The following is a 23149-nucleotide window of genomic DNA, read 5'->3' as shown; positions in this document are numbered from 1 at the left end:
CCGGGTTGATTAAAAAATGACCAAAAAATGCTTTCCCTACGTTCGCTTTTCCTCGACCCGGCAAGAAGACGGCAGCACTAGAACCCGCCAAAACGAGCTTATAGACGCTTTCGTCACCAAGCATGGCTTGGATGTGGATCGACACCTTGAAGACGCTGGTACGTCAGCTCACCGGGGGAAAAACGCCAGTGCTGAAGGCGTGTTAGGTCAGTTTTTGCGTCAAGTGAGAATGGGCGAAATCGACAAGGGTTCGTATCTCTTGATTGAAAACTTCGACCGGCTCTCGCGTGACAAAATTGTCCGCAGTAACAAAATTTTTTCCGATCTCCTTTACGCCGGTATCAAGATCGTCATTCTTGATAAAAACAAAATCTATGATGCGGATAATCTAGATTTCGGGGATTGGATCAGTGCCTTAGTAGAGTTTGAACGAGCAAACGCAGAGAGTGAGCGAAAAAGCGATTTTTCAAGCAAAGCATGGAAATTTAATCGCGAAAAAATGCGAAACGGTGAAATCGTCACTAAAAAGGTGCCGACTTGGTTAAAAGTCGAAAACAATGCTTTTGTCATTGACCAAGCAAAAGTCGAACGAATTAACACGCTTTTTAAGCTTTCATTGTCGAAAGGTCTACAAGAAGCAACGCGAGAATATAACGATCTTTATAGTGAAAAGCTCGCTATTCACCAGACACAATACCTATTGTCTAATCGTAAATTGATTGGCGAGCATTCCCCGCAAAAAATCCATTATGACGAAGGTGGACAACTAAAACGTAAAGACGAAGGCGATGCCATACCGAATTATTACCCCGCCGTTGTCGATGAAAAGCTTTTCTATCAGGTTCAAGAAGTAATCAAATCCCGTAGACCTTTCGCGGGTAGATACTCTAATCAACGATATAACGTTTTTCGTGACCTAATTTATTGCAAATGGTGTGGCGGCACCATCCGCTATATGAATAAAGGTGAAAGGGATTATTTCATTTGCACCAATTCAATGACCGGAAAATGCGATCTAAATAGCCATTTTGGTCAATTGTCGATCCGAGGTAAAAAATTATTTGGCATGTTCTTCGCTTTCACAGATGGCTTGAATGTTTCAGCCTTGCTTGAAGAAAACACGCAGGCCGAGGAACTGAAAACAAAAATCATGAAAATGGAAGCGAACAGAGATCAAATAACTAGCAGGCTTGACGACTTCAAGATCGACGTTAAAAACATGATTATGAGTGGTAAAACCATACCATCTACTTACAACGAATTGATCGCAGAACTAGAAAGCAACCGCACCCACATAGATCAAGAAATCGAAAGCGAAAGTAAAAAGCTTGATCAAATATACATGTCCGAAAAATCGTTTTCTGGTTTGAAATCAAATGACATTAGCGAAATAATTTATGATCGCTCTGACGAAGCCATTGAAAAACGTGTGAGATACAATAGCGAACTTAAAAAGATCATCAAACATATTCGTATAGATTATCTAGAAAACGCCCTTGAAATCGAGTTTTTTAACGGCGTTCAAAGGTTCATAGACGCAGAAGGTAACACCGGAGATCAGATCATAGGATTTGAGCCACCCGAGTTTAAGCCCGAAGATGAAGAACGCTTTGATCTTAAAGCAGGCTATCAATCACAAGAATAGCCCAGCAGTAAAAGTCTAACCATCAAACGTCTAACATGCTTTCTTAATATGGTCTAAAAATCAAACGGTATAAAATGGCTGTCCAAATTGGATGGCTATTTTTTTTGGAAGTCCTAAAGTTGGCAGTCCATACTTTTATATAGTTGGCAGTCCACTAATTTGACAGCACATTATAATATGATAATTGTATAGGTAAGCTTTCTTTCTTTTGCAAGCAAGGCCCTTGGACTGCCACTGACTTCGTCGTGTCTGTCCACCCTGCGGGACGGGCCGCTTGAAATTGTCGCACTTCGTTTGAAATTTAAAATCAAGAGCAAGGGCAAAAGCAAAGTCAAAAGCCGGTTGCTGTAATACCTTCGGATATTACAGAAAGTCAAAAGCAAGCCCCCTTTAATGCCTTCGGACATTAAAGAAAAATCAAAAACCAACCATGAGGACTTATGAGTAAATATGACAAATTTAGAACTTGCATTAAATGCTGCCAACTTAAAGCAGTAAAAAATAGCCGTGCATATATAGAGGCTTGGCTATGCGAAGACTGTTATGCAGCCTTGGCAAAGAAGAAGACCGACGGGTATTCGTCGAGCTATAAAAATAAACCATAAACATGAGGAAAATTATGACAGACAAAAAAGACACAAACGATTTCGATAGCTTAGATGAATTATTTTCAAATGATTTTGACTTTGGTGATGAAGTCGCCGCCAAGGACGAACCACCAATCGCGGTAGTCCCTGAAACAAACGATTTTGATTTTGACTTTGATGATGATGATTTCGGAATTGGCCAACCCGATAAACAGGCACTTACCCCGAAGGAGTTGGATTATATAAAACGTGGGGTATTCTCGAAAGGCTTCATGCTTGAAATGAGAGCACAAAAGAAACAGAAGGATGATCAACGCCTAAAAGAATTGGAGCCAATTGTAAATTTCGTTAGGAACTATCATGAGAAAATAGACCAAATTGATTGGTATGAAGATGTAATTTTGAAGGACTTTTTAGATAGCTATCCCGATGGAAGCAAAAAGCTAGGCGATATTATTTATCGACTTGCCAGCGATATACAATCAATTGCGTTATCTGCTGCTGAGAACAACCATGATCATAAAATACATGGTGATGACATGATGAATATAAAGATGCTCGCAATTTTCATTATGGATTTAGCCGAAGGAAGACTATGAACAATAGGCCCCGGCCTTTGTTCACCAAATTAAACTTAGATCAGGAGAAACATGAGCAATGACAAAAAACCAAGAGTAAGAAACAGAGATAAACGTTTTACCCTTCGCGTATCGCAAGAAGAGAAAGACACACTACTAGCCGCAATGGCTGCAACTGGTTCAACGTCAGTTGCTGATCTCGTAATGAATTCCGTCAATAACGCAAACGTAATCTTAATCAATGAGGTTGAGAGCTATAACGACGTTTTCGCAAAAGCTGGCGGATTAGGTAAAAACATAATCAAAGGTTTGAACCTCATTCAATCCCAACCTGAAAAATTTAAGACCTTGATCAACTACCTAGAAAAAGACAATGGCAAAAATCTTTCTGCCATGTTGGCGTTCGCCACCAATCTAGAAAAAGCCGTCAACACGTTTTGCGTTTATGAAGACAACGTTAAATGTTCGGCAGATTTGACCTTGAAGGAGTTTGTTAAATCAAAGAAAAAGAAAGGTGCCTAACATGATCAATTCAATGGAAACAAGAACTGGCGGTTATACAAATGGGGTTGCCAACTCAGCAGACTACCTTTTGAAATTAAATCCCCAAGGCGATGCAATAGATTGCTCTATTGAACGCCTCGAAGGTGAAACAGATCACGCCTATGTTATGCGTATAGAAAAAGTTTTTGAAAGTGCCCGCGTTCCCAATCAAAAAAATCTATATCAATTCAATTCGCTGTCGTTACACCCAAGCGAAGCGAATAAATTTACAGATGCACAAATGATCGAAATGGCGAAAGAAGTCTATTTGAGAAATGGCGTTAAAAATAGCTCAAATGAAAACAGACATTACATGTTTGTTGTTGAGAGAAACACCGAGCACCATCACGTTCACGCAATGATCCACCTTACTGACCTAGAAACAAAAAAGGTCAATAACAAGATGATCGATTACAACCCGATCATTAAAAAGCTTGAATTGAAACATGGGCTTTACAATGAGCACCGCAAACCTAAGACAGAAGACGAATACAAGAAGACCTTTAAAAAAGAATTAAAAACCATTCTGGATAATGCGTTGACCGCTTCCGAATTCTTGATGCTTGCCAATGGTGCGGGCTTCGACATTCACCACAGTGCAAAAGAAGCGTATTCACTTACAAAAGATGATCAGACCTTCAAGGCTTCCGACCTTGCGGTGTCCTACAAGACCTTAAAAGCCGCATTAGGCGACGATCCCAAGTTTGCCGCTACGCTTGCATCACTTCACACAGAAAAGCCTGGGAATGACGGTTATGGCAGCATTGGCGGCGATTTCCATGATGAGCAATCAAGCATCACCGAAAGGAGGATCAAGAAATCTAACCGTGTCCTAGATACCCGCTTCGATACACCTGATGGTCACGATTTCTTTTTCAAAAACTCAAACAAAAAAGCTTTTGAATACAGTAATGGCTGTGCCACGTTCAAAACCAGTAACCCGATGGTGATTAAAGCGGGTCTTCAAAAGCTCACTGAGAACGGCAAACCTCAAACCTTGCACCTCAATGGCAATGACGATTTTAAGCGTAACGCATGGCTCGAATTCCACATGATGCAACTGGATCAAAAAGGTTACTCGCTTAAAGGTTTCACACCAACCGCAGACGATAAAGCAGAGCTTGAAAAATTGAAGCTTGAAAATCCAGCGTTTAAGAAGCCGATTGAAGCGATTAGCGTTACATCTTCACCGACTAATAAGCCAGATGATAAAACAGCTAAAAAGCCACATCCTACAACACCTGTTAAAAAAGCGGTGGATCATCTTGAAGATCCTAAATCAAAAAGCTTTATACCTCCTGTCAATGCTGACGATGATACGAAAGCCAAAAGACTTGGAAAAACCGGGGCCGCTGGTGTAGCTGATGGACTTGTTAAGACTGCTGATGTATTCGCAGTGCATGATGCCGCTGGTTCGATGAATGAAAAACTTTCGGAGATGCGTGTTCTTGCTGCACAAGCTAAAAACAGTCAAAGCAGTGCCGAAAACGAAGCTTATCAAAACGAAAAAAGAAGAAGGCAGCAGTTAAGACCAGATTAAAAAAAACGCCTTAATGGCGTTTTCTTCATTCTGTTTTTGGGTTGTCGTAAACCGCACTGCTTGGCGGCTTTTGTTCATTTGGTGTTGCTTTCGGTGCTTTGCTTTTCAATACTTCTTTTTGCACTTTTATGACTGCAACAACGGCTGGCAAAACGTTTATTTCGCTAAGTATTTCACCAGTAAAAGGATTGTATTCAAGATCGCCGGTAGTCAATTTATGTTCTATCAATTCGCTACTTTCGATTGCTGTAACAGCCAACAACAGAATTTGACGCAACATGGCCTCATCACCACCTTTGCTGATAGCAGTGCCTAATTTCATCGCTACGAGCTGTCTAACGCGGTCGCTAGGGATCGTTGGCAATATGCTTTCAATGTGCGTAATCAACGCCTGAGCGGCAATGCTGACGTGCTTCAAATCTATTTCTTTAATTTCCTTTGCTTCCATTTTCTCACCTCATTAATTTGTTGTTTTTGAAGCTTCAATTGTTTCTTTGAAGCTGTCAGGTATATCACTTTCAAAAGCGTCTAAATTCAACCCTTTAACGGTTTTCTTTTCGATACTTGACGCTTTTAGTTTTTCAGCAATTGCTTTTTTTTCTTTAAAATCCTTGTAGAGCGACTTATAACTGTAATCGACTAAAAACCTTGTAGTTACTCGATTAGTTTTGTCTTCTTTAAAGTCTTCAATTAGGCCCATTTCTTGAAGTGGTTCATTGGCCTTTCTTATTTTCATTATGAATGTTTTGCTGGGCATTTTATCGCTGATGCGAAATCGTTCTTTTAACATTTCAACACTGAAATAGTTTGTTTTGTTTCGTCTATTACAAACGTACAACACATAAAGAATACGCTGATACTCATTTGTTAATAAGTTCAGCATCTTCGTGTCGATCTCGTACAACTCTTTGAGGCTACCAAAAAACTCAATAAAGCGTTTTGACACTTCAATCTTTCCGCCTTTTTTAGTCAGCTCACCAGTGATGAAGTTTAGAAAAACAGTTTTTGTTCCATCTTCCGTTTCTTCTTCATATTCAATATTTATCTTATTGAGCTTTCTAATTGACTGCTTGAAGATCGAAAAATACGTTGTTCTATGTGATGTTTTAACATCAAAGTCATTCATTATTTCATCAAGAGTAAATTCAAATTCATTGCTTTTGCTGCTGTATACTTTTCGCAAAATAAAAAGAAATACTTCAAAGTCATTGAATATAGTCAGCGACGTAGAAGCAATATGTATGTTTTTAGCATTATGGTTTTTGGCTATTTCAAAGCCTCTCGGCTCTTTGTGAGCGTTTATTGTGTTGAACAATGGAAGAGCTAGAAAAACGCGAGGAACTGATACATAACCTTTCAGCTTGAACACTTCTTTTTCTTTGCCATTTTCTTTTAAAATGTATTTCATGGTTATTTTTTACCCTTGTTATACTTATAATTAACCACAAAAAAAATCAATTACAAGATTAAAACAGTAAAAAAATAACAAATTCTGTTAACCGTATTATCATGCTTTGAGATTATCCATATTTTAAAAGATAAACCACTTTAAAAAATAAGGAGCGTTAACCGAAAGGGGGTAAATAAATAAGGAGCGTTAACTGGGATTTTTAAGATTTCCTTATTCTTGCGGGCTTATTCGAACGTTTTCACAAAAGAAAAGATATTTACTTCGTAAATCTATATATAAGATGTAGGGCAGAACGTCAAAAGCTCATCTGGTGGGTCAAAAATCTTAAAAACTAAACCGTTAAGAGCCTAGGCCCTTTATTTTGACATTTTCAAGAATTGATTTTAAAATCCATTTTTTGATCAATGGAATGGGCTAAAAGATTGATAATTGACAAGCTAGCCGTAAATAAAGAGATCATTTTAGAAACGCTACACAGTCAATGGTCAAGAGATCCAAGGGACGGTAAAGCCTTAGATTGCCTTCATTACGACGAGTATTGTATTGAAGTGCTGGATCTAAAAACCAAGATTGAACTTGGCTTGTTTAATGCTGAAACCGCATTGAAATCGGCTTTAAAAACCTACGCCCTTTATGTGATCCTCTACACACTAGGGCTTCGACAGTCTGAAATCGAAAGCCAAGAAAACCTTGATAACGTAAAAGAAACCATTTCAAAGATCGTCGATGATCATTGGCCTGAGTTCTACATTAAAATTGAAAAAGGCTTTTCCACTTTCCTGCATGAACTGCATAAGGTCGTCTAAAAATGTCAAAATTGCTTGATCTACTGGCACAGCAAAAACAGCTTGAAGAACAAATCAAGAGCCTAAAAGCTGATGAAACCGAAATGAAGGTTCTTAAGTTTGTTGAAGAGCTTGATGCACTTCGTGATAAGCATGGCTATAACGTGTCCGATTTTCTCGACGTGGTGCATTCCTATCACAAAGTAGAAAGCCCCGCTAAAAACACCAAAAGCGTGAGCGAGAAGGCACCAAAGGAGACAAAGCCACAATTTAAAGTAGTGGTTGATGGTGTTGATGTGGTGCTTAAAGAAAGCACACAAGGGAAGATGAAGCCCGATCTTGAAAAGGCTGTTAAAGCCGCTGGCTTCACAAAATACAAAGATTACCTTACGGATCTGATCAAGAAAAACGAGGTTGAAGACTTCGATGCACTGATCAAAAAGCTTGGTGGCGTTCCTGTCACTGCCTGATATTTTTTGAGAAAAAATAGCCCCTTGATTGGGGCTTTTTTGTGCCTGTTTGGTTTAGGCCCTTTCTTTTGACAATTTATTTTTCAATAAAATATTGTCAATTTTATTTTAGAAAATCTTGCAAATTTTTGAGTTCTACCATTTTTTCAATGGTCGCTTTAAGGCTTTCGTAAGCCATTAATTACATGTCAATAGCAAATTGAAAATATATTTAAGGTCGGACATTATTGTAAAATAGGGTTAGACAATAAGCCCCATTCATTAAAATAGTGCGGCCCTTTAATTTGACATTATCTTTTTTTGTGTTTTCATTTAAGTATCAACACACAAAAGGATATTTATGAAAAACACAGAATTCAACCCAGTAGAGTTAGGTAGCCAAGCATTTTGCATGAGTGCAAAGTTTGGTAATTATAAAACTTTTCAGCACGGTCACGCAAAAGCAATTGTTTATGGCGAAGAGACTGATATAAGCACAAAACACTTATTGATCACAGATAACAAAACCGCTTTGCCCATTGTGCAATATGTATTGAATGATTATTTTGCGTCTCCTCAATATCAAAACGCCACACACAAAAAATTTCACATTATTGATCTTGATCAATTTGATTACGATGCGGCATCAATAAAGCTTACTAGAACACATAAGTTCAAGCCGGTTTCGTCTTTGTCCAAATGCCAGAAGCTTACGAGAATAATAACCCGTAAAACACCTACTTCAAACGGCATAGAGATCGATCCGGTATTGAGAATGGCTTTTGAAGAAATGTTAGAGCCTGACGACTTTTTCAAATTTCAAGAAGTCCGCACAGAGTTCAGGGTTTCGATTTCACTTGTGAAGAATAGAAAGGTATTCAAAAAGATAAACATGAATATCGGTTATTTCACGTTGATCGTCGGTTCAAAGCCATATGACTATCAAGAAGAAGAAAGTAAGCAGAAAAAGGCTACTAGACCATCATTATCTAACCCAGTGTATAAAGATGACGGTATTGAGTTTATGGCTACGTTTAACGACCGTAAAAAAGACTACCGCGACATGGTCGATATGATGACAATTTAAAAAACTTGATTTCAAGCGTAAAACTAAACAAAAGGCTCAATAATGGGCTTTTTCTATTTTTATGGCCTGTTTTTAGAGATCATTGATCTTGATTAAATCGAATTTTCTTTTTAGAAATGTCAATAATCCGCTTTTAGAAAAATCACGAAAAATTGGCACTGTTTGGCCTGTAATGGTTAGGCCCTTTATTTGGACTTTAAAAAGCTTGTGATTTTAAAGCGAAGCGACCCCCAGAATAGGCGGGCCACTGCACGCCCCGTCACGTTGTGACGCCAAGGTGTTCCATAGCTGCCCAGTGATAGCTATCAATTCTATCCAATACCGCTAATGAAGTAGGGTCTTCTTTATACAGTTCTTTGGCTGCTTTGATTTCGTAGAGAATAATATCTGTTAATCGGTCAGAATAATTGAAATCATTCAATTTCTCGATTTCTTGATGATCGGAAAAAAGAATGGATAACGCGACAAATGTTTCTTCAAGAACTCTTGCGGCATCGACAGTAGATCGAAAAAATGTTTGGCTTACATCATATATTTTGTGAAGGTACGGTAACGCTTCAATTTCATTTTTTATTACCCAAGCATCCTTTGCTCTATGATACTCCATCAACGTATCATAAATTGCATCCCGTATTAACGTGCCTTCACCTTTGTGGTGTATTTGGGTGACTTTGTCATTCCCAGTGTAAAACAATATATTATTTAATACTCGCTCAATCCTAGATAGTGTTTTAGAAAATTCATATATGTTTATTCCAGAGTTGAAATTAAAAAAATATATATCGCCATTCCTAGCCGGACCTACATAGGTCATTCCAAGACAGCCTTGCAAATGGACCATCCTCTGTAAAAGTATCAGATTGTTTTCTTTATCCTGATAGTTTTCCAAATATTTGCTGATATTTCCGTAAATTGCTAAACAGTCTGTGAGGTCGTAAGCCTTCACATTTGCTTGGTCTACCTTAACCTTGTATTCACAATGGCTTGGGCTGTTGTTAGCAAACATTGCGGTATAAACCCTATCTGGGTCTGCAAAGCGAATATCACCCTTAAAAAAGACAGATTGCTCATTCAGCCTTTCAATAAACACTTTCCGATGATTAAGGTATTGTTCGAAGGTCAATGCGGCCAATTGCTTTTCTACGACAACATCGTGTTTCTGTTGTTTGGCCAGATTGTCAGCATCTTGTGCAATCTGGCGTTCTTCACCTTTCAATTGTTGTAGATACAGGAAAAGCAACGTTCCGATAGTTGCAAAAGAACTTAACAACGTGAAAGCACCGCTCATGACGGAGCCGAAGCTACCCCAATCCGTTGCGTTCCTAGAAACTGGGCCAAGGTAGTATCCATAGGCCCAGAGCACGCCCACGGCAACCACTACACCAACAACGATAGCTGCACCAACCAACGCCAAAATCCAATTTGCTTTCATGACGGCTCCTAGTCTTTCCGTCATTGTCATTGAACGTGGTGGCTGGTCAAGTATGTCTGACGGTTTCTTGCACGGATGCAGGGCGACGCACACACCGCGTAACCGGCGATTTCTCGCACCGGTACAAGTCCCGGCACTCCAAACCACCTCGATCAGAAAAACATGCCGTTTTACGGGCGTTCAGCGACCGGGAAACCCGCTTTTGACGTGGAACCTATCGTCGAACACGTTCAGCCATGCTCACAACCCCGGTAAGGGTTGATCGACCGGTCAAAGGGCAGGTCTGGCGAACTGTTGCGGGCAATAATGGTTTTGGCCGCTTCGATACGCACTTCGGTGCCCTGGGTCGGCGGCACTTCCTGACACCAGCCGTCATCTTGCGCCACGCTCACTGTGGGCGCGAAGCGGTTGTGCAGGTTGGTCGCGGTACCGCGGCCGCGTGGCGGCAGGGACGTGGACATAAAAACGCCTCTATACTGTTTTTTTATACAGTATAGCGATACACCCCATCTGGCCAGCACCACTGGGCAGCAACCACCTCCCGCAAAAAAGCCATCATTGTTGCCACTATTCACGATTCTTTGACAAACGCCTCACACGGCGTTGATCCCCCGCAGGCGACGCTGCTCCTATCAGCCACCTCACCCCCGGACACGTCGCGCATGTTCAGCCAACATTTCCTGCCAGCCCTGGGCCTGGCGCTTATCGCCCTGCTCAGCGCCACCGAAGTCCGGGCCGATGAGGGGTCTGTTCGTTCACCCGAATGGGCACAGCCTGTAGGAAGCCAGTACAACCTGCATCAGATGACGCCCACGTTGTACCGCAGCGCGCTGCCCGATGCCCAGGCAGTGCCCGTTCTGGAAACGCTCAAGATCGGTACGGTGATCAACTTTCTGCCGGAAACCGATGCCACTTGGCTGAAGTCGCCCGGGATCAAACAGGTGCAGCTGATTTATCGTACGAATCACGTCGACGATGCCGACGTACTGGCGGCGCTACGCAGTATCCAGGAAGCCGAAGCCAGCGGCCCGGTGCTGATCCACTGCAAGCACGGTTCTGACCGCACCGGCCTGATGGCGGCGATGTACCGGGTGGTGGTGCAGGGGTGGAGCAAAGAGGAGGCGCTGAGCGAGATGACCCTGGGCGGGTTTGGTGGCAGTAACGGCTTTAAAGACGGCATTCGCTACATGATGAAGGCCGATGTAAGCAAGTTGCGCACGGCACTGGCCAATGGTGATTGCAGCACCAGCCCGTTTGCGCTGTGCTCGGTGAAAAGCTGGCTGCGCACGCCGGGCGATGACGGCCTTGAGCAGACCGGCCTGGTGGTGACCCCCTGAGACAGGTCCCAGGGGGGTAGGGCTCAGTCTTTTTTCAACTTGGGGTTGGGAAAAAACTGCACGGCCTGCACCTTCGGGTCCGCAGCCTTCAAGGCCGAGGTGTTGACCCGCGTGCCCAATTCCTTGGGCACGGACAAGCCTTGTTCATTGAGCGTGTCGGCATAACCGCAGGCCACGCATTCGCGGTGCGGCACGCTGTCCTCGCTCCACATCACCAGCTTGTCTGGCTCGCTGCACGCCGGGCAGACCGCCCCGGCGATAAAGCGTCGTTTGGTTTTCACAGGCCCCTCACTCATGCTGCCGCGTCCTCACTCAGGCCGCTGTGGCGCAAGAGTGCGTCAATGGACGGCGCACGTCCGCGAAAATCGACGAACAGCACCATGGGCGCCTGGGAGCCACCGCGCGCCAGGATCGCCTCGCGAAACGCCCGGCCGGTGTCGGCGTTGAGCACGCCGTCTTCTTCAAACTTGGAGAACGCGTCCGCCGACAGCACTTCAGCCCACTTGTAGCTGTAGTAACCCGCCGCGTAACCACCGGCGAAGATGTGCGCAAAGCTGTTGGGGAAGCGATTGTAGGCCGGGGGGCGCATCACCGAGACTTCATCGCGGATGCCATCGAGCACCTGCGCCACGCTGCGGCCATCGCCGTGGGTGGCGTGCAGTTCGAAGTCAAACAGCGAGAACTCCAGCTGGCGCACCATCATCAGGCCGGACTGGAAATTCTTCGCCGCCAGCATTTTTTCCAGCAGGTCCTGGGGCAGCGGCTCGCCGGTTTCGTAATGGCCGGAGATCAGCGCCAGGCCTTCCGGCTCCCAGCACCAGTTCTCCATGAACTGGCTCGGCAGTTCCACCGCGTCCCACGCCACGCCGTTGATGCCGGACACGCCCGCGTGTTCGACGCGGGTCAGCAGGTGGTGCAGGCCGTGGCCGAATTCGTGGAACAGCGTGGTCACTTCGTCGTGGGTCAGCAGCGCAGGCTTGCCGCCCACCGCCGGGGTGAAGTTGCACACCAGGTTCGCCACCGGGCTTTGCAGCACGCCGCCCGCGGTGCGGCGACGGTCGCGGGCGCCGTCCATCCAGGCACCGCCGCGCTTGTTGGCGCGGGCGTACAGGTCAAAGAAGAAGCGGCCCACGTGCTGGCCGTTTTCCTTGATCTCGAACAGGCGCACGTCCGGGTGCCAGGTGTCGAAGCCTGTTTGTTCGGCGATCTCGATGCCGTACAGGCGCTGCACGATGGCGAACAGGCCGGTGAGCACTTTGTCGATCGGGAAGTAGGCGCGCAGGGTTTCCTGGGACACGCTGTAACGCTGCTCACGCAGTTTTTCGCCGTAGAAGCCGCTGTCCCAGCTTTCCAGGTCCGGGCAGCCCTGCTCGGCGGCGTAGGCCTTGAGCTGTTGCAGGTCTTGGGCGGCAAACGGTTTGCTGCGCTTGGCCAGGTCGCGCAGGAAGCTCAGCACCTGGTCGCTGGACTCGGCCATCTTGGTGGCCAGGCTCAGTTCGGAAAACGACGCGAAGCCGAGCAGTTGAGCCAGTTCCTGACGCAGGTCGAGGATCTGTTCCATCACCGGGCCGTTATCGTCCTGACCGGCGTTCGGGCCTTGGTCCGACGCACGGGTGCAGTAGGCCGCGTAAACCTCCTCACGCAGGGCGCGGTCCTGGGCGTAGGTCATGACGGCGTAGTAGCTGGGAAATTCCAGCGTGATCAGCCAGCCATCGAGGCCCTTGGCCTGGGCGGCGGCGGCCATTTGCGCCTTGGCCGAGTCGGTCAGCCCGGCGAGGGCGGCGTCGTCGGTGATGTGTTTGGTCCAGGCCTGGGTGGCGTCGAGCAACTGGTTGGAGAAGCGGCTGCCCAGCTCGGAAAGTTTGCTTTGAACCTCGGCGTAGCGCTTTTGCTGCTCGGGCGGCAAGTCGATGCCCGACAGGCGGAAGTCACGCAGCGAGTGCTCCAGGATGGTTTTTTGCGCCACGTCAAAGCCCGCCGCTTCAGGGCCGTTGGCCAGGGCTTCAAAGGCCTGGAACAGTTCGCGGTTCTGGCCCATCTCGGTGGAATAGGCGCTCAAGGCGGGCAGGCACGCCTCATAGGCTTCGCGCAGTCCGGCACTGTTACACACGGCGTTGAGGTGACTGACCGGGCTCCAGGCGGCGCCGAGGCGGTCGTTGAGTTCGTCCATGGCCAGGATCAGGCCCGCCCAGGTGGGATTTTTCCCCTGGCTTTGCAGGATGCTTTCGATGGCGACACGGTTGTCGGCGAGGATCTGCTCGATGGCCGGCTGGACGTGTTCGGCACGGATCGCCGAGAACGGCGGCAGGTCGTAGGACTGCAAAAGCGGGTTGTTCGCGCTCACGGTGGGCACCTTGGCTGAATAAACGGTAAGAACAAAGATGGGGCCATCTTAATTACAATCAACACCCACCGCAGCTATCAGCCACACAGAGAGAGGCTATCGTGACCCTTCGTACTTATCAGAATCACACGCCGGCCTTGGGCGCCGGGGCTTTTGTCGATGCGTCGGCAGTGGTGATCGGCGACGTCGAAATAGGCGCCGACAGCTCGGTGTGGCCGTTGACCGTGATTCGCGGCGACATGCACCGTATCCGCATCGGCGCGCGCACCAGCGTTCAGGACGCCAGCGTGCTGCACATCACCCACGCCGGGCCCTTCAACCCCGACGGCTTCCCGCTGCTGATCGGCGACGACGTGACAATCGCCCACAAGGTCATGCTGCATGGCTGCACGATTGGCAGCCGCATCCTGATCGGCATGGGCAGCATCGTGATGGACGGCGCGGTGGTGGAAGACGACGTGATCGTCGGCGCCGGCAGCCTGGTGCCACCGGGCAAGACGCTGCACAGCGGCTTTTTGTACGTGGGCAGCCCGGTTAAACAGGTCCGCCCACTGACTGACAAGGAACGCGCCTTTTTCACCTACAGCGCGGCGAACTACGTGAAGCTCAAAGACCTGCACCTGGCCGAAGGCTTCGATCACTGCTAAGGACCCCCATGCATTACCAAACGGTTTTATTCGACCTGGACGGCACCCTCACCGACCCGCGCGAAGGCATCACCCGCTCCATCCAGTACGCCTTGGGCAAGCTGGGCATCGACGAGCCGGACCTGACCCGCCTGGAGCACTTCATCGGCCCGCCCTTGCTGCAGGCGTTCATGCAGTTCTACGGTTTCGACGAGCCCAAGGCCTGGGAGGCGGTGAATTTTTACCGCGAACGTTTCAAAGTCACCGGGCTGTATGAAAACCGCGTGTTCGACGGCGTGATGCCACTGCTCCAGGACTTGAACGGGCAGGGCCGCACGCTGTACGTGGCCACGTCCAAGCCGTGGGTGTTTGCCCGTGAAATTGCCCGGCACTTTGGTTTTGCCCGGCACTTCAAGGTGATCTACGGCAGCGAACTGGACGGCACGCGCACCGACAAGGTGGAGTTGATCGCACACCTGATGGCTGAAGAGGGCCTGGACCCGACCAAGACCCTGATGATCGGCGACCGCAAGCACGACCTGATCGGCGCACGCTGCAACGGGCTGGATGCAGCGGCGGTGGGGTACGGGTTTGGCAGCCGGGAAGAACTGGAGGCGCAGGCGCCGACCTGGCACTTCGATACCGTGGCGCAGTTGCACCAGGCGTTTTTGCAGCGCCCTTAAGAGTCCCGCAGGCAAGCCCACCCCCTTTTGATGGACGAACACATTCAAAAAACGGGGAAGGGGCTTGCCCGCGATAGGGCCTACTGGCCTACAACAGACTCAGATTGTTCCAACGCCATGAGCGCCGCTTTGCGCTGCGCCATCGGTAACCCACCGATTTTTTCCACCGCCGTGAAAAACGCCACCCAATCCCCGCCCACCTGCCGGAACAACGTGGCAAAGGCTGGCACCCAACGGTCATACAGCCCGAACGGCAATAGCCTGGCGTTGTTGAGGGGCAGATTGACCCAGGCGTCGTAGCGCTTGTCCCCCGCCCACTGCTGATCGCGCATGTGCCGGTACTCACCGCGCAATCGCGCAAATTCAGCCGCCTTGGCCTGGCGCATCGCGTCGGCCGACAGCGGCTGCGCGTACAACACCTCCAGCCGTTTGCGGGTGTCGAGGATCAACCCGATGAACTGATCCCGCTGCTGCAACGCGGCCTCGCTGGCGGGCGGCAACCCCCGGAACGTGCGCCATTGCCGGGTGCCTTCCTGCTCCACAAACGTGGCGTAGGACTCGTTGAACTCGGTGTCGTCCTTCACATAAAAGCGCTGGTGAGCCAGCTCATGAAAGATCAGCGTGGCCAGGCGCTCGTCGCCCCAGCTCATCATCGAACTCATGATGGGGTCGTTGAACCACCCCAGTGTGGAATAGGCCTCGACGCCACCGATCGACACGTCCATGCCCTGTTGCTTCAACAGCGCAGCCTGCCCCCGCGCTGCGCCCTGGCTGTAATAGCCGCGATACGCCACGCAGCCGGCAATGGGGAAACAGTAGGTTTGCGGCGACAGCGAAAATTCCGACGTGGCAAACACATTCCAAACCACATAAGGGCGGCCAATATCGGCGTACAAACGGTAACTCGGGTTGTCCGGCAGGTGCAGGTGCTCACTGGCGAAAGCCCGCGCCTTTTGCGATTGGGCCAGGTGGTCGCGCAGCGCCTGAGGGCGCCCAGGGTCGGCGATCACCCGGTCGACGGGTTCGCGTGCGCGCAACAGGCTCCATTGGCCGCCCGCCAGTTGGCTGTAATAACTCACACTCGAGCAACCGCTGAGCGCCGCCAGCATCACACCCACCACCCAACACCTGATCATTCAACACGCTCTCGGCAACAACGGCCCGCCAGACTATCGCGCCTGCGGGGGAATTTTTCCACGACCTGACGTGTTTATACTCACAGAAGGTTTGCCGCGCGCGCCCTTCAATACCCACCCCAGCCTGAGTGACCACCATGCGTCAGCTATTGCTTCCCGTCGCCGCCCTTTTCCTCAGCGCCTGCGCTTCGACGCCGCTGCCACCTGTGGACCCTCAGCAGGCCTGGGTGGATTTCGCCACGCCGACGCCTGGGGCCAAACTGGTGATGGCCCAGCGCCTGGACGGCAAGAACCTGAACGACGGACGCTTCTTCCAGGTGCCGCCCGGCAAGCATCTGCTGATGGTGCGTTTTGACTTTGAAGTGCCCACCGGCGGCAGTTTTGGCGGCTTTGGCCAAACCACCGACCGCACCTGCTTCATGACGCTGGAATACAACCATTTCGAGGCTGGCCAGCGTTATCGCCTGGAAGGGCGCGCACTGGCGTACACGCCCAACATCCGGCTGTACAACGCCGCGCAGCAGTTGCTGGCCGAAGAGGGCAGCGCCAACTGCCTGTGATCAGTCATTGTTTTTCTGGTAGATGATGGCTTTGGTGCCGTTCTCGCAGCTGCCGACCACCATGGCGATATCGTGCTTTTCAGCTTCTTGCTTGCTGACGATTTCCAGGGTGTAAGAGGGGACGGCATTGGCCTGGATCTTGACCTCGATCTCTTGCCTGAGCGCTTCGCAATCTTTCGGTGCGGCCACAGCCGATGTGGCCAACGCCGTACAAATAACCGCCAAGGCAAAACGTTTCATGAGTAGAGCTCCCTGAGTGCCGGCGCGCGGGTGCGCACCAAGGCTGCAACGGGCTATTCGAGCATATTTGTGCCGGCGGGCGCGAGCAGGCTCGCGCCCGCCTTGGCACGGGTCAGCTGACCAGGGTGCCTTCCAGGCTGATGGTGGCGTTCAACACCTTGGACACCGGGCAACCTTCCTTGGCCTTTTTGCTCAGCTCATCGAACTGTGCCTGGCTGGCCCCGGGGATCTTCGCCTTGAGGATCAGGTGCACCGCGGTAATCGCAAAACCACCGTCTACCTGGTCCAGGGTCACTTCGGCCTGGGTGTCGATGCTGTCAGCCTTAAGGCCCGCGTCGCCCAGAATCATGGAAAACGCCATGGAGAAACAGCCTGCGTGGGCCGCCCCGATCAACTCTTCGGGGTTGGTGCCCTTGCCGCCTTCGAAACGGGCCTTGAAGCCGTAGGGCGCTTCGCGGAGCACGCCGGTTTCCGTGGAAATCGAGCCCAAACCGGTCTTCAGGTCGCCTTCCCAGTGAGCGGATGCTTTTTTCTTGATACTCATGGTCATCTCCCAAGCAGTGGTTTTACGTCAGTAAGGTTCTGAGGATAGATGCGTCGGTAAAGTTCACACCGCAAGAAAAACCTAGTTTTTAAGTAGGAAATTTCTAGACTGCTATTGAAACTCGGGTATATGCCCTCATTGCACAGAGCATGTACATAAAGCGGCAGGATTTGTCTCGTCAAACACCTGCCCTCTGGAGAAGCAGGCTTATGAAACCACTGTCCGACGTTAAATTTTCGACCCTCGACCTGGTGCCCGTGCGCGCCGACGGCAGCCCGGCGCAGTCACTGCGCAATTCTCTGGACCTGGCCCGGCATGTGGAAAAGCTTGGCTACAACCGCTTCTGGGTGGCCGAACACCACAACATGGACGGCATCGCCAGCTCCGCGACCTCGGTGTTGCTGGGCTACCTGGCCGGTGGCACCTCGACCATTCGCGTCGGCTCCGGCGGGGTGATGCTGCCCAACCATGCGCCCCTGGTGATCGCCGAACAGTTCGGCACCCTCGAAAGCCTCTACCCCGGCCGTATCGACCTGGGTCTGGGCCGCGCGCCGGGCTCCGACCAGATGACCGCCCGCGCCCTGCGCCGTGAACGCTCCGGCAGCGCTGACGATTTCCCCGAGGATGTGGCCGAACTGATGGCCTACCTTGGCCCGCGCACCCCCGACCAACGCGTCATCGCCGTGCCCGGCACCGGCACCCAGGTGCCGATCTGGCTGCTGGGCTCCAGCCTGTTCAGCGCGCAGTTGGCGGGCGAACGCGGCTTGCCTTACGCCTTTGCTTCACATTTCGCACCGCGCCTGATGCACGAAGCGATCCGCGTCTACCGCAACCACTTTCAGCCTTCGGCCGTGCTGGACAAACCCTACGTGATGCTCGGCATTCCGCTGGTCGCCGCCGACACCGACGAGCACGCCAATTACCTCGCCACGTCGGTCTACCAGCGCATCCTGGCCTTGATGCGCGGCCAGAGCCTGGTGCAACGCGCGCCGGTCAAGACCATGGACGGCTTGTGGCTGCCCCACGAAAAAGACGCGGTGGGCAGCTTTCTCGGCCTGGCCATGGTGGGCAGCCCGGCCAAGCTCCGCGCCAAGCTTGAGGTGTTGATCGAGCAGACCGGTGCCGACGAGTTGATCTTCACCTGTGACCTGTACGAACACGCCGATCGGCTGCATTCTTACGAGTTGCTGTCCCAGGTGATGAAGGGTTAAACGCAGGCGTAAAAAAACCGACGCACTGGCGTCGGTTTTCACGTCTTAAGCACGGATCACCCACGCTTGTAGGCGATTTCCTTGGTGCCCGCTTCGCAGCTTCCCACCACCTTGTAGTCGGCGGCCGCTGCGCCCTTGTCCACCACTTGCAGCGAATAATGCTTGGCGCCGTTGGCGTCGATTTTCGCTGCAATCTCGCTTTTCAGTTCTTCACAAGGCTTGCCCGCCGCCAGGGCCGTGCCTGCAATGCTCAACAAACCTACCGCCAACAGGAACTTCTTCATCCGTTACTTTCCTTGCGCTGATCTAAATGAGCGTGCCGACACGCGTTGTATCGGCACCCCTAGGTTGTAGCGCAGGTTATGGCAATCGGCCAGCGAGCAAGTTCAACCGCTTCACTCAACTATTGGCGATTCTGAAGCCCACCTTGAGCGTGACCTGAAAATGCGCGGCCTTGCCGTCCTTGATGTGCCCGCGGGTTTCGGTCACTTCAAACCATTCCAGGTGCTTGATGCTTTTGCTGGCCTCGGCCAGGGCGTTGTTGATGGCGTCCTCGATGCTGCTCGGGGACGAGCCCACCAGTTCGATTTTCTTGTAGGTGTGATGGTCAGTCATGGTGCTTCTCCTCGGGGTCGTGGATTGAGCCTAGCAGTGAAATCTCGTACTGCTTCTGGCGACCGTTCCCACCCGAAAGTTCAGATTTACTGCACTTTCTCAAACCGCTGGAGTCGGTATCTACACACGCCACTCAATCACTCCAGGAGAGCCCACATGGCCAACACCTCGTTACGCAAAGCGTCATTGGAAAGCATGGAAGCGGAGATTTCGAGCCTGCTCAAATCACTTGAGAGCCTCAAGGACGATGCTTCGGACGAGTCGCGCAAAACCCTCAAGGCCCTGAAAAGCAATGCCGAGAACGCGCTCAAGCATTCTCGCCACCTGATCAGCGATGCCTACGAAGACAGCAAAGTCAAAATCCGCGAAACCAGCGCCGCCACCCGGGACTACGCCCAAGAGCACCCGTGGACAACCGCCGGCGTCGCCGTGGGCGCGCTGGGCCTGCTGGCCGCCTACCTGCTGTGCAAACGCGGCGACTGACTAAACGTCCTGGCGCGCCAGCTCGGCCTTGAGCCACTGCGCCAGTTGCCCGGCGCGCCCGTCCGCGGCGCGCTTGGGCAGCCACAACGCCAGTTGCGCCGGGGTTTGGCTAAACCCCCATGGCGCCACCAGGCGGCCCGCCCGCAGGTCTTCGGCCACCAGCGGCTGCGGGGCAATGGCCACGCCCAACCCGGCCACCGCCGCCTCCAGCAAGTAATACAAATGCTCAAAACCCTGCCCGTACTTGAACGCGGCGGGATCGATGCCGTGGTGCTGCGCCCAGGTGGGCCAGGCTTGCGGGCGGGAGGTGGTGTGCAACAGGGCCTCATGGAGCAGCGCCTGGGGCGGGGCGTTGCGCAACCGCGCAAACCCCGCAAAATGCGGGCTCATGACCGGGCCGATGCATTCACTGGCCAGTGCGTACACCTGCATGTCGGCCGGCCACGGCGGCTCGGCGAACACCAGCAATGCGTCAAGGCCGGGGCGGCGCGGGTCCAGGTCGCCTTCGCCCGCCGACAAGTGCAGGCGCAGGTCCGGCAGGTCGGCGTTCAAACGGCCCAGGCGCGGGATAAACCAGCGCGCCAGCAAACTGCCGGAGCACCCCAGAACGAACGGTGCGTCGGCGCTGCTTTGGGTGAGTTCGGCGCACACATCCCTTAAACGCTCGAACGCCTCAAAACTGGCGTCGCGCAGGCGCATGCCCGCATCTGTGAGTTTCAGGCCACGCCCGTCCTTGGCGAACAGGCTGACCCCCAAATGCTCTTCGAGCACCTTGAGCTGTCGGCTGACCGCGCCGTGGGTTACGTGCAGGCTTTCGGCGGCCTGACTGACGCTGTTCAGGCGGGCGGTGGCCTCAAAGGCGCGCAAGGCATTAAGGGGCGGCAGCTCTCGACTCATGTGTGAGTTTTCCTGACAGGTTGCGGCGATCTTATCGGTTTTCAGCGTTTAACGTCACGCGTACAGTGGCACTCATTGTCCCCTGCCATCTCCTGGAGCGTCCCATGACTCAGTCCCAGACCGATTTTCGCAACGGCCCCGATGCCAACGGCCTGTTTGGCGCCTTTGGCGGGCGCTACGTAGCGGAAACCCTGATGCCATTGATCCTCGACCTCGCCCGCGAATACGAAGCGGCCAAGGTCGATCCTGCCTTCAATGAAGAACTGGCCTACTTCCAGCGCGACTACGTCGGACGCCCAAGCCCGCTGTATTTCGCCGAACGCCTGACCGAGTTCTGCGGCGGCGCCAAGATCTACCTCAAGCGCGAAGAGCTCAACCACACCGGCGCGCACAAGATCAACAACTGCATCGGCCAGATCCTGCTGGCGCGGCGCATGGGCAAAAAACGCATCATCGCCGAAACCGGCGCCGGCATGCACGGCGTGGCCACCGCCACCGTGGCGGCGCGCTTCGGCCTGCAATGCGTGATCTACATGGGCACCACCGACATCGAGCGCCAGCAGGCCAACGTGTTTCGCATGAAGCTGCTGGGCGCCGAAGTGATCCCGGTGGTCGCTGGCACCGGCACGCTCAAAGATGCAATGAACGAAGCGTTGCGTGACTGGGTGACCAACGTCGAGAGCACTTTCTACCTGATCGGCACCGTCGCCGGTCCCCACCCGTACCCGGCCATGGTGCGCGACTTCCAGGCCGTGATCGGCAAGGAAACCCGCGACCAACTGCACGAAAAAGAAGGCCGCCTGCCCGACAGCCTGGTGGCATGCATCGGCGGCGGTTCCAACGCCATGGGCCTGTTCCACCCGTTCCTGAACGACAACAGCGTTGAGATCATCGGTGTCGAAGCGGCCGGCTACGGCATCGAGACCGGCAAGCACGCGGCCAGCCTCAACGGCGGCGTACCGGGCGTGCTGCACGGCAACCGCACCTTCTTGTTGCAGGACGACGACGGCCAGATCATCGACGCCCACTCGATCTCCGCAGGCCTGGACTACCCCGGCATCGGCCCTGAACACGCCTGGTTGCACGACATTGGCCGCGTCCAGTACACCTCGGTGACCGACAACGAAGCCCTCGACGCCTTTCACAAATGCTGCCGCCTGGAAGGGATTATTCCTGCACTGGAAAGCTCCCACGCGTTGGCAGAAGTGTTCAAACGCGCACCGACGCTGCCCAAGGACCACTTGATGGTGGTCAACCTCTCGGGCCGTGGCGACAAAGACATGCAAACCGTCATGCACCACATGGAACAACCTCACGCGCCGTCCCAGCAGGAGAAACACTGATGAGCCGCCTGCAAACCCGTTTTGCGCAACTCAAAGAACAGAACCGCGCCGCCCTGGTGACCTTCATCACCGCCGGTGACCCGGGCTATGACACCTCGCTGGCGATCCTCAAAGGCTTGCCTGCCGCCGGTGCCGACGTGATCGAGCTGGGCATGCCCTTCACCGACCCGATGGCCGACGGCCCGGCGATCCAACTGGCCAACATCCGCGCGCTGACCGCCAAGCAAAACCTGGCGAAAACCCTGCAGATGGTGCGCGAGTTCCGAACAGACAACAGCCATACGCCGCTGGTGCTGATGGGCTACTTCAACCCGATCCACAAATACGGCGTGCCGCAGTTCATCGCCGACGCCAAAGAAGCCGGGGTAGACGGCCTGATCGTGGTGGACATGCCGCCCGAGCATAACTACGAGCTGTGCGACCCGGCCCAGGCCGCCGGTATCGACTTCATCCGCCTGACCACGCCCACCACTGACGACGTGCGCCTGCCCACCGTGCTCAATGGCAGCTCCGGGTTTGTGTATTACGTGTCGGTGGCCGGCGTGACCGGTGCGGGCTCCGCCACCCTGGAACACGTTGAAGAAGCCGTCGCCCGCCTGCGCCGCCACACCGAGCTGCCGATCAGCATCGGTTTCGGCATTCGCACCCCCGAGCAAGCCGCGTCCATCGCCCGCCTGGCGGACGGTGTGGTGGTGGGGTCGGCACTGATCGATTACATCGCCAAGGCCGACAACGACCAGCAAGCCATCGACGGCGTGTTGAGCCTGTGCGCGGCCCTGGCGGACGGTGTGCACAACGCACGCGGATAAACCATTGGTGTTCGCACGAGGGGGCTTCTGTTGAAGCCCCTTTTTTATGGTTCACGGATTGCCGGGAACACCATTCTTGATCTTCATGAAAAAGACGTCGCTGCCCCAGTAGCCGTAAGCCCTCCACTTGACTGAACCAGTTGCGGCCATTCACTGACCTGCCCCCCCTGCAAAGTCGAATGCATTTTGGGAATCGCCTGACATCAATCGTTTTGCCGTTTTGTTAGCGTGCGCGCCTGTTTAAGTCGGATTAAACACGTTAAC

At 52.0% G+C, this 23149-nt stretch carries 26 protein-coding genes and 1 pseudogene; 15 read left to right on the top strand and 12 right to left on the bottom strand.

Features of this window, described 5'->3' with window-relative positions; genetic code table 11:
• Positions 1 to 16: 16 nt before the first annotated feature.
• From ACW9H9_RS13120 to ACW9H9_RS13105, 4 genes are all read left to right on the top strand, one after another.
• A complete protein-coding gene (locus ACW9H9_RS13120) occupies positions 17 to 1645 on the top strand; it encodes a recombinase family protein (protein WP_198790669.1) in 1629 nt (542 codons plus the stop codon).
• A 619-nt stretch (positions 1646 to 2264) separates the two neighbouring features.
• On the top strand, positions 2265 to 2831 hold the full coding sequence (locus ACW9H9_RS13115) for a hypothetical protein (RefSeq protein ID WP_198790670.1): 567 nt from the start codon (positions 2265 to 2267) through the stop codon (positions 2829 to 2831).
• Positions 2832 to 2882: 51 nt separating this feature from the next.
• Complete coding sequence (locus ACW9H9_RS13110; RefSeq protein ID WP_198790671.1) at positions 2883 to 3332, top strand: hypothetical protein; 450 nt, start codon at positions 2883 to 2885, stop codon at positions 3330 to 3332.
• Between the two features lies 1 nt (position 3333).
• Positions 3334 to 4893 carry a relaxase/mobilization nuclease domain-containing protein gene (locus ACW9H9_RS13105; RefSeq protein WP_233097284.1) on the top strand — a complete coding sequence of 520 codons (1560 nt, stop codon included), beginning with the start codon at positions 3334 to 3336 and terminating at the stop codon, positions 4891 to 4893.
• 25 nt (positions 4894 to 4918) lie between these two features.
• Here the strand turns inward: ACW9H9_RS13105 and ACW9H9_RS13100 are convergent, their stop codons facing one another.
• Together ACW9H9_RS13100 and ACW9H9_RS13095 are read right to left on the bottom strand one after the other, a co-directional pair.
• The gene (locus ACW9H9_RS13100) at positions 4919 to 5341 is read right to left on the bottom strand and encodes a hypothetical protein (RefSeq protein ID WP_198790672.1); all 423 of its coding nucleotides are present in this window, start codon (positions 5339 to 5341) and stop codon (positions 4919 to 4921) included.
• Between the two features lie 12 nt (positions 5342 to 5353).
• Positions 5354 to 6301 carry a hypothetical protein gene (locus ACW9H9_RS13095; protein WP_457374537.1) on the bottom strand — a complete coding sequence of 316 codons (948 nt, stop codon included), beginning with the start codon at positions 6299 to 6301 and terminating at the stop codon, positions 5354 to 5356.
• Positions 6302 to 6726: 425 nt separating this feature from the next.
• Between ACW9H9_RS13095 and ACW9H9_RS13090 the strand changes: the two genes are divergently transcribed.
• The 3 genes from ACW9H9_RS13090 to ACW9H9_RS13080 all read left to right on the top strand — a co-directional run bounded on the left by ACW9H9_RS13090 (position 6727) and on the right by ACW9H9_RS13080 (position 8625).
• A complete protein-coding gene (locus ACW9H9_RS13090; RefSeq protein WP_198790674.1) occupies positions 6727 to 7110 on the top strand; it encodes a hypothetical protein in 384 nt (127 codons plus the stop codon).
• A gap of 2 nt (positions 7111 to 7112) precedes the next feature.
• Entirely contained in the window at positions 7113 to 7559 is a 447-nt protein-coding gene (locus ACW9H9_RS13085; RefSeq protein WP_198790675.1) for a hypothetical protein, read from the top strand.
• A gap of 340 nt (positions 7560 to 7899) precedes the next feature.
• Positions 7900 to 8625 carry a hypothetical protein gene (locus ACW9H9_RS13080; RefSeq protein ID WP_314641199.1) on the top strand — a complete coding sequence of 242 codons (726 nt, stop codon included), beginning with the start codon at positions 7900 to 7902 and terminating at the stop codon, positions 8623 to 8625.
• A 259-nt stretch (positions 8626 to 8884) separates the two neighbouring features.
• On the opposite strand, the gene ACW9H9_RS13075 is transcribed toward ACW9H9_RS13080, so the two are convergent.
• Both ACW9H9_RS13075 and ACW9H9_RS13070 read right to left on the bottom strand, forming a co-directional pair.
• Entirely contained in the window at positions 8885 to 10057 is a 1173-nt protein-coding gene (locus ACW9H9_RS13075; RefSeq protein WP_457343618.1) for a hypothetical protein, read from the bottom strand.
• Positions 10058 to 10290: 233 nt separating this feature from the next.
• Positions 10291 to 10518, bottom strand: a pseudogene (locus ACW9H9_RS13070) (PA0069 family radical SAM protein); the annotation flags it as partial.
• A gap of 201 nt (positions 10519 to 10719) precedes the next feature.
• Between ACW9H9_RS13070 and ACW9H9_RS13065 the strand changes: the two are divergent.
• Positions 10720 to 11394: a phosphatase domain-containing protein gene (locus ACW9H9_RS13065; RefSeq protein ID WP_457343617.1), complete on the top strand. Its 675-nt coding sequence runs from the start codon at positions 10720 to 10722 to the stop codon at positions 11392 to 11394.
• Between the two features lie 23 nt (positions 11395 to 11417).
• Here ACW9H9_RS13065 and ACW9H9_RS13060 read toward each other — a convergent pair whose 3' ends face one another.
• Both ACW9H9_RS13060 and prlC read right to left on the bottom strand, forming a co-directional pair.
• Positions 11418 to 11690: a YheV family putative zinc ribbon protein gene (locus tag ACW9H9_RS13060; RefSeq protein WP_457343616.1), complete on the bottom strand. Its 273-nt coding sequence runs from the start codon at positions 11688 to 11690 to the stop codon at positions 11418 to 11420.
• Positions 11687 to 13738, bottom strand: coding sequence for an oligopeptidase A (gene prlC, locus ACW9H9_RS13055; RefSeq protein ID WP_457343615.1), 2052 nt, complete (start codon positions 13736 to 13738; stop codon positions 11687 to 11689). Before prlC ends, ACW9H9_RS13060 begins: the two co-directional genes overlap by 4 nt.
• Positions 13739 to 13839: 101 nt before the next feature.
• Here prlC and ACW9H9_RS13050 point away from each other — a divergent pair, with 101 nt between their 5' ends.
• Positions 13840 to 14385, top strand: a complete 546-nt coding sequence (locus tag ACW9H9_RS13050; RefSeq protein WP_457343614.1) for a gamma carbonic anhydrase family protein — start codon at positions 13840 to 13842, stop codon at positions 14383 to 14385.
• A gap of 8 nt (positions 14386 to 14393) precedes the next feature.
• Positions 14394 to 15047, top strand: coding sequence for an HAD family hydrolase (locus ACW9H9_RS13045; protein WP_457343613.1), 654 nt, complete (start codon positions 14394 to 14396; stop codon positions 15045 to 15047).
• 80 nt (positions 15048 to 15127) lie between these two features.
• Here ACW9H9_RS13045 and ACW9H9_RS13040 read toward each other — a convergent pair whose 3' ends face one another.
• Positions 15128 to 16183, bottom strand: a complete 1056-nt coding sequence (locus ACW9H9_RS13040; protein WP_457343612.1) for an aminopeptidase — start codon at positions 16181 to 16183, stop codon at positions 15128 to 15130.
• Between the two features lie 137 nt (positions 16184 to 16320).
• Between ACW9H9_RS13040 and ACW9H9_RS13035 the strand changes: the two genes are divergently transcribed.
• Positions 16321 to 16743, top strand: coding sequence for a PA0061/PA0062 family lipoprotein (locus ACW9H9_RS13035; RefSeq protein ID WP_457343611.1), 423 nt, complete (start codon positions 16321 to 16323; stop codon positions 16741 to 16743).
• On the opposite strand, the gene ACW9H9_RS13030 is transcribed toward ACW9H9_RS13035, so the two are convergent.
• On the bottom strand, positions 16744 to 16983 hold the full coding sequence (locus ACW9H9_RS13030) for a DUF1161 domain-containing protein (protein WP_457343610.1): 240 nt from the start codon (positions 16981 to 16983) through the stop codon (positions 16744 to 16746).
• Between the two features lie 112 nt (positions 16984 to 17095).
• Entirely contained in the window at positions 17096 to 17527 is a 432-nt protein-coding gene (locus ACW9H9_RS13025; protein WP_457343609.1) for an OsmC family protein, read from the bottom strand.
• A 209-nt stretch (positions 17528 to 17736) separates the two neighbouring features.
• Here ACW9H9_RS13025 and ACW9H9_RS13020 point away from each other — a divergent pair, with 209 nt between their 5' ends.
• On the top strand, positions 17737 to 18738 hold the full coding sequence (locus ACW9H9_RS13020) for an LLM class flavin-dependent oxidoreductase (protein ID WP_457343608.1): 1002 nt from the start codon (positions 17737 to 17739) through the stop codon (positions 18736 to 18738).
• A gap of 56 nt (positions 18739 to 18794) precedes the next feature.
• On the opposite strand, the gene ACW9H9_RS13015 is transcribed toward ACW9H9_RS13020, so the two are convergent.
• Positions 18795 to 19022 (bottom strand): DUF1161 domain-containing protein, encoded by a 228-nt coding sequence (locus tag ACW9H9_RS13015; RefSeq protein WP_457343607.1) that lies wholly within the window; start codon positions 19020 to 19022, stop codon positions 18795 to 18797.
• A 115-nt stretch (positions 19023 to 19137) separates the two neighbouring features.
• Positions 19138 to 19353 (bottom strand): dodecin, encoded by a 216-nt coding sequence (locus tag ACW9H9_RS13010; RefSeq protein ID WP_457343606.1) that lies wholly within the window; start codon positions 19351 to 19353, stop codon positions 19138 to 19140.
• Between the two features lie 156 nt (positions 19354 to 19509).
• Between ACW9H9_RS13010 and ACW9H9_RS13005 the strand changes: the two genes are divergently transcribed.
• On the top strand, positions 19510 to 19836 hold the full coding sequence (locus tag ACW9H9_RS13005) for a DUF883 family protein (protein ID WP_457343605.1): 327 nt from the start codon (positions 19510 to 19512) through the stop codon (positions 19834 to 19836).
• Here ACW9H9_RS13005 and ACW9H9_RS13000 read toward each other — a convergent pair whose 3' ends face one another.
• Complete coding sequence (locus ACW9H9_RS13000) at positions 19837 to 20733, bottom strand: LysR family transcriptional regulator (protein ID WP_457343604.1); 897 nt, start codon at positions 20731 to 20733, stop codon at positions 19837 to 19839.
• A gap of 104 nt (positions 20734 to 20837) precedes the next feature.
• Between ACW9H9_RS13000 and trpB the strand changes: the two genes are divergently transcribed.
• Both trpB and trpA read left to right on the top strand, forming a co-directional pair.
• On the top strand, positions 20838 to 22076 hold the full coding sequence (gene trpB, locus ACW9H9_RS12995) for a tryptophan synthase subunit beta (RefSeq protein WP_457343603.1): 1239 nt from the start codon (positions 20838 to 20840) through the stop codon (positions 22074 to 22076).
• Entirely contained in the window at positions 22076 to 22885 is an 810-nt protein-coding gene (gene trpA / locus ACW9H9_RS12990; protein ID WP_457343602.1) for a tryptophan synthase subunit alpha, read from the top strand. Before trpB ends, trpA begins: the two co-directional genes overlap by 1 nt.
• Positions 22886 to 23149 lie beyond the last annotated feature (264 nt).

Source organism: Pseudomonas sp. SDO5215_S409 (assembly GCF_054071325.1).
The sequence above is the reverse complement of the archived record's forward strand: the minus strand, read 5'-3'. Positions and strand labels throughout refer to the sequence as shown.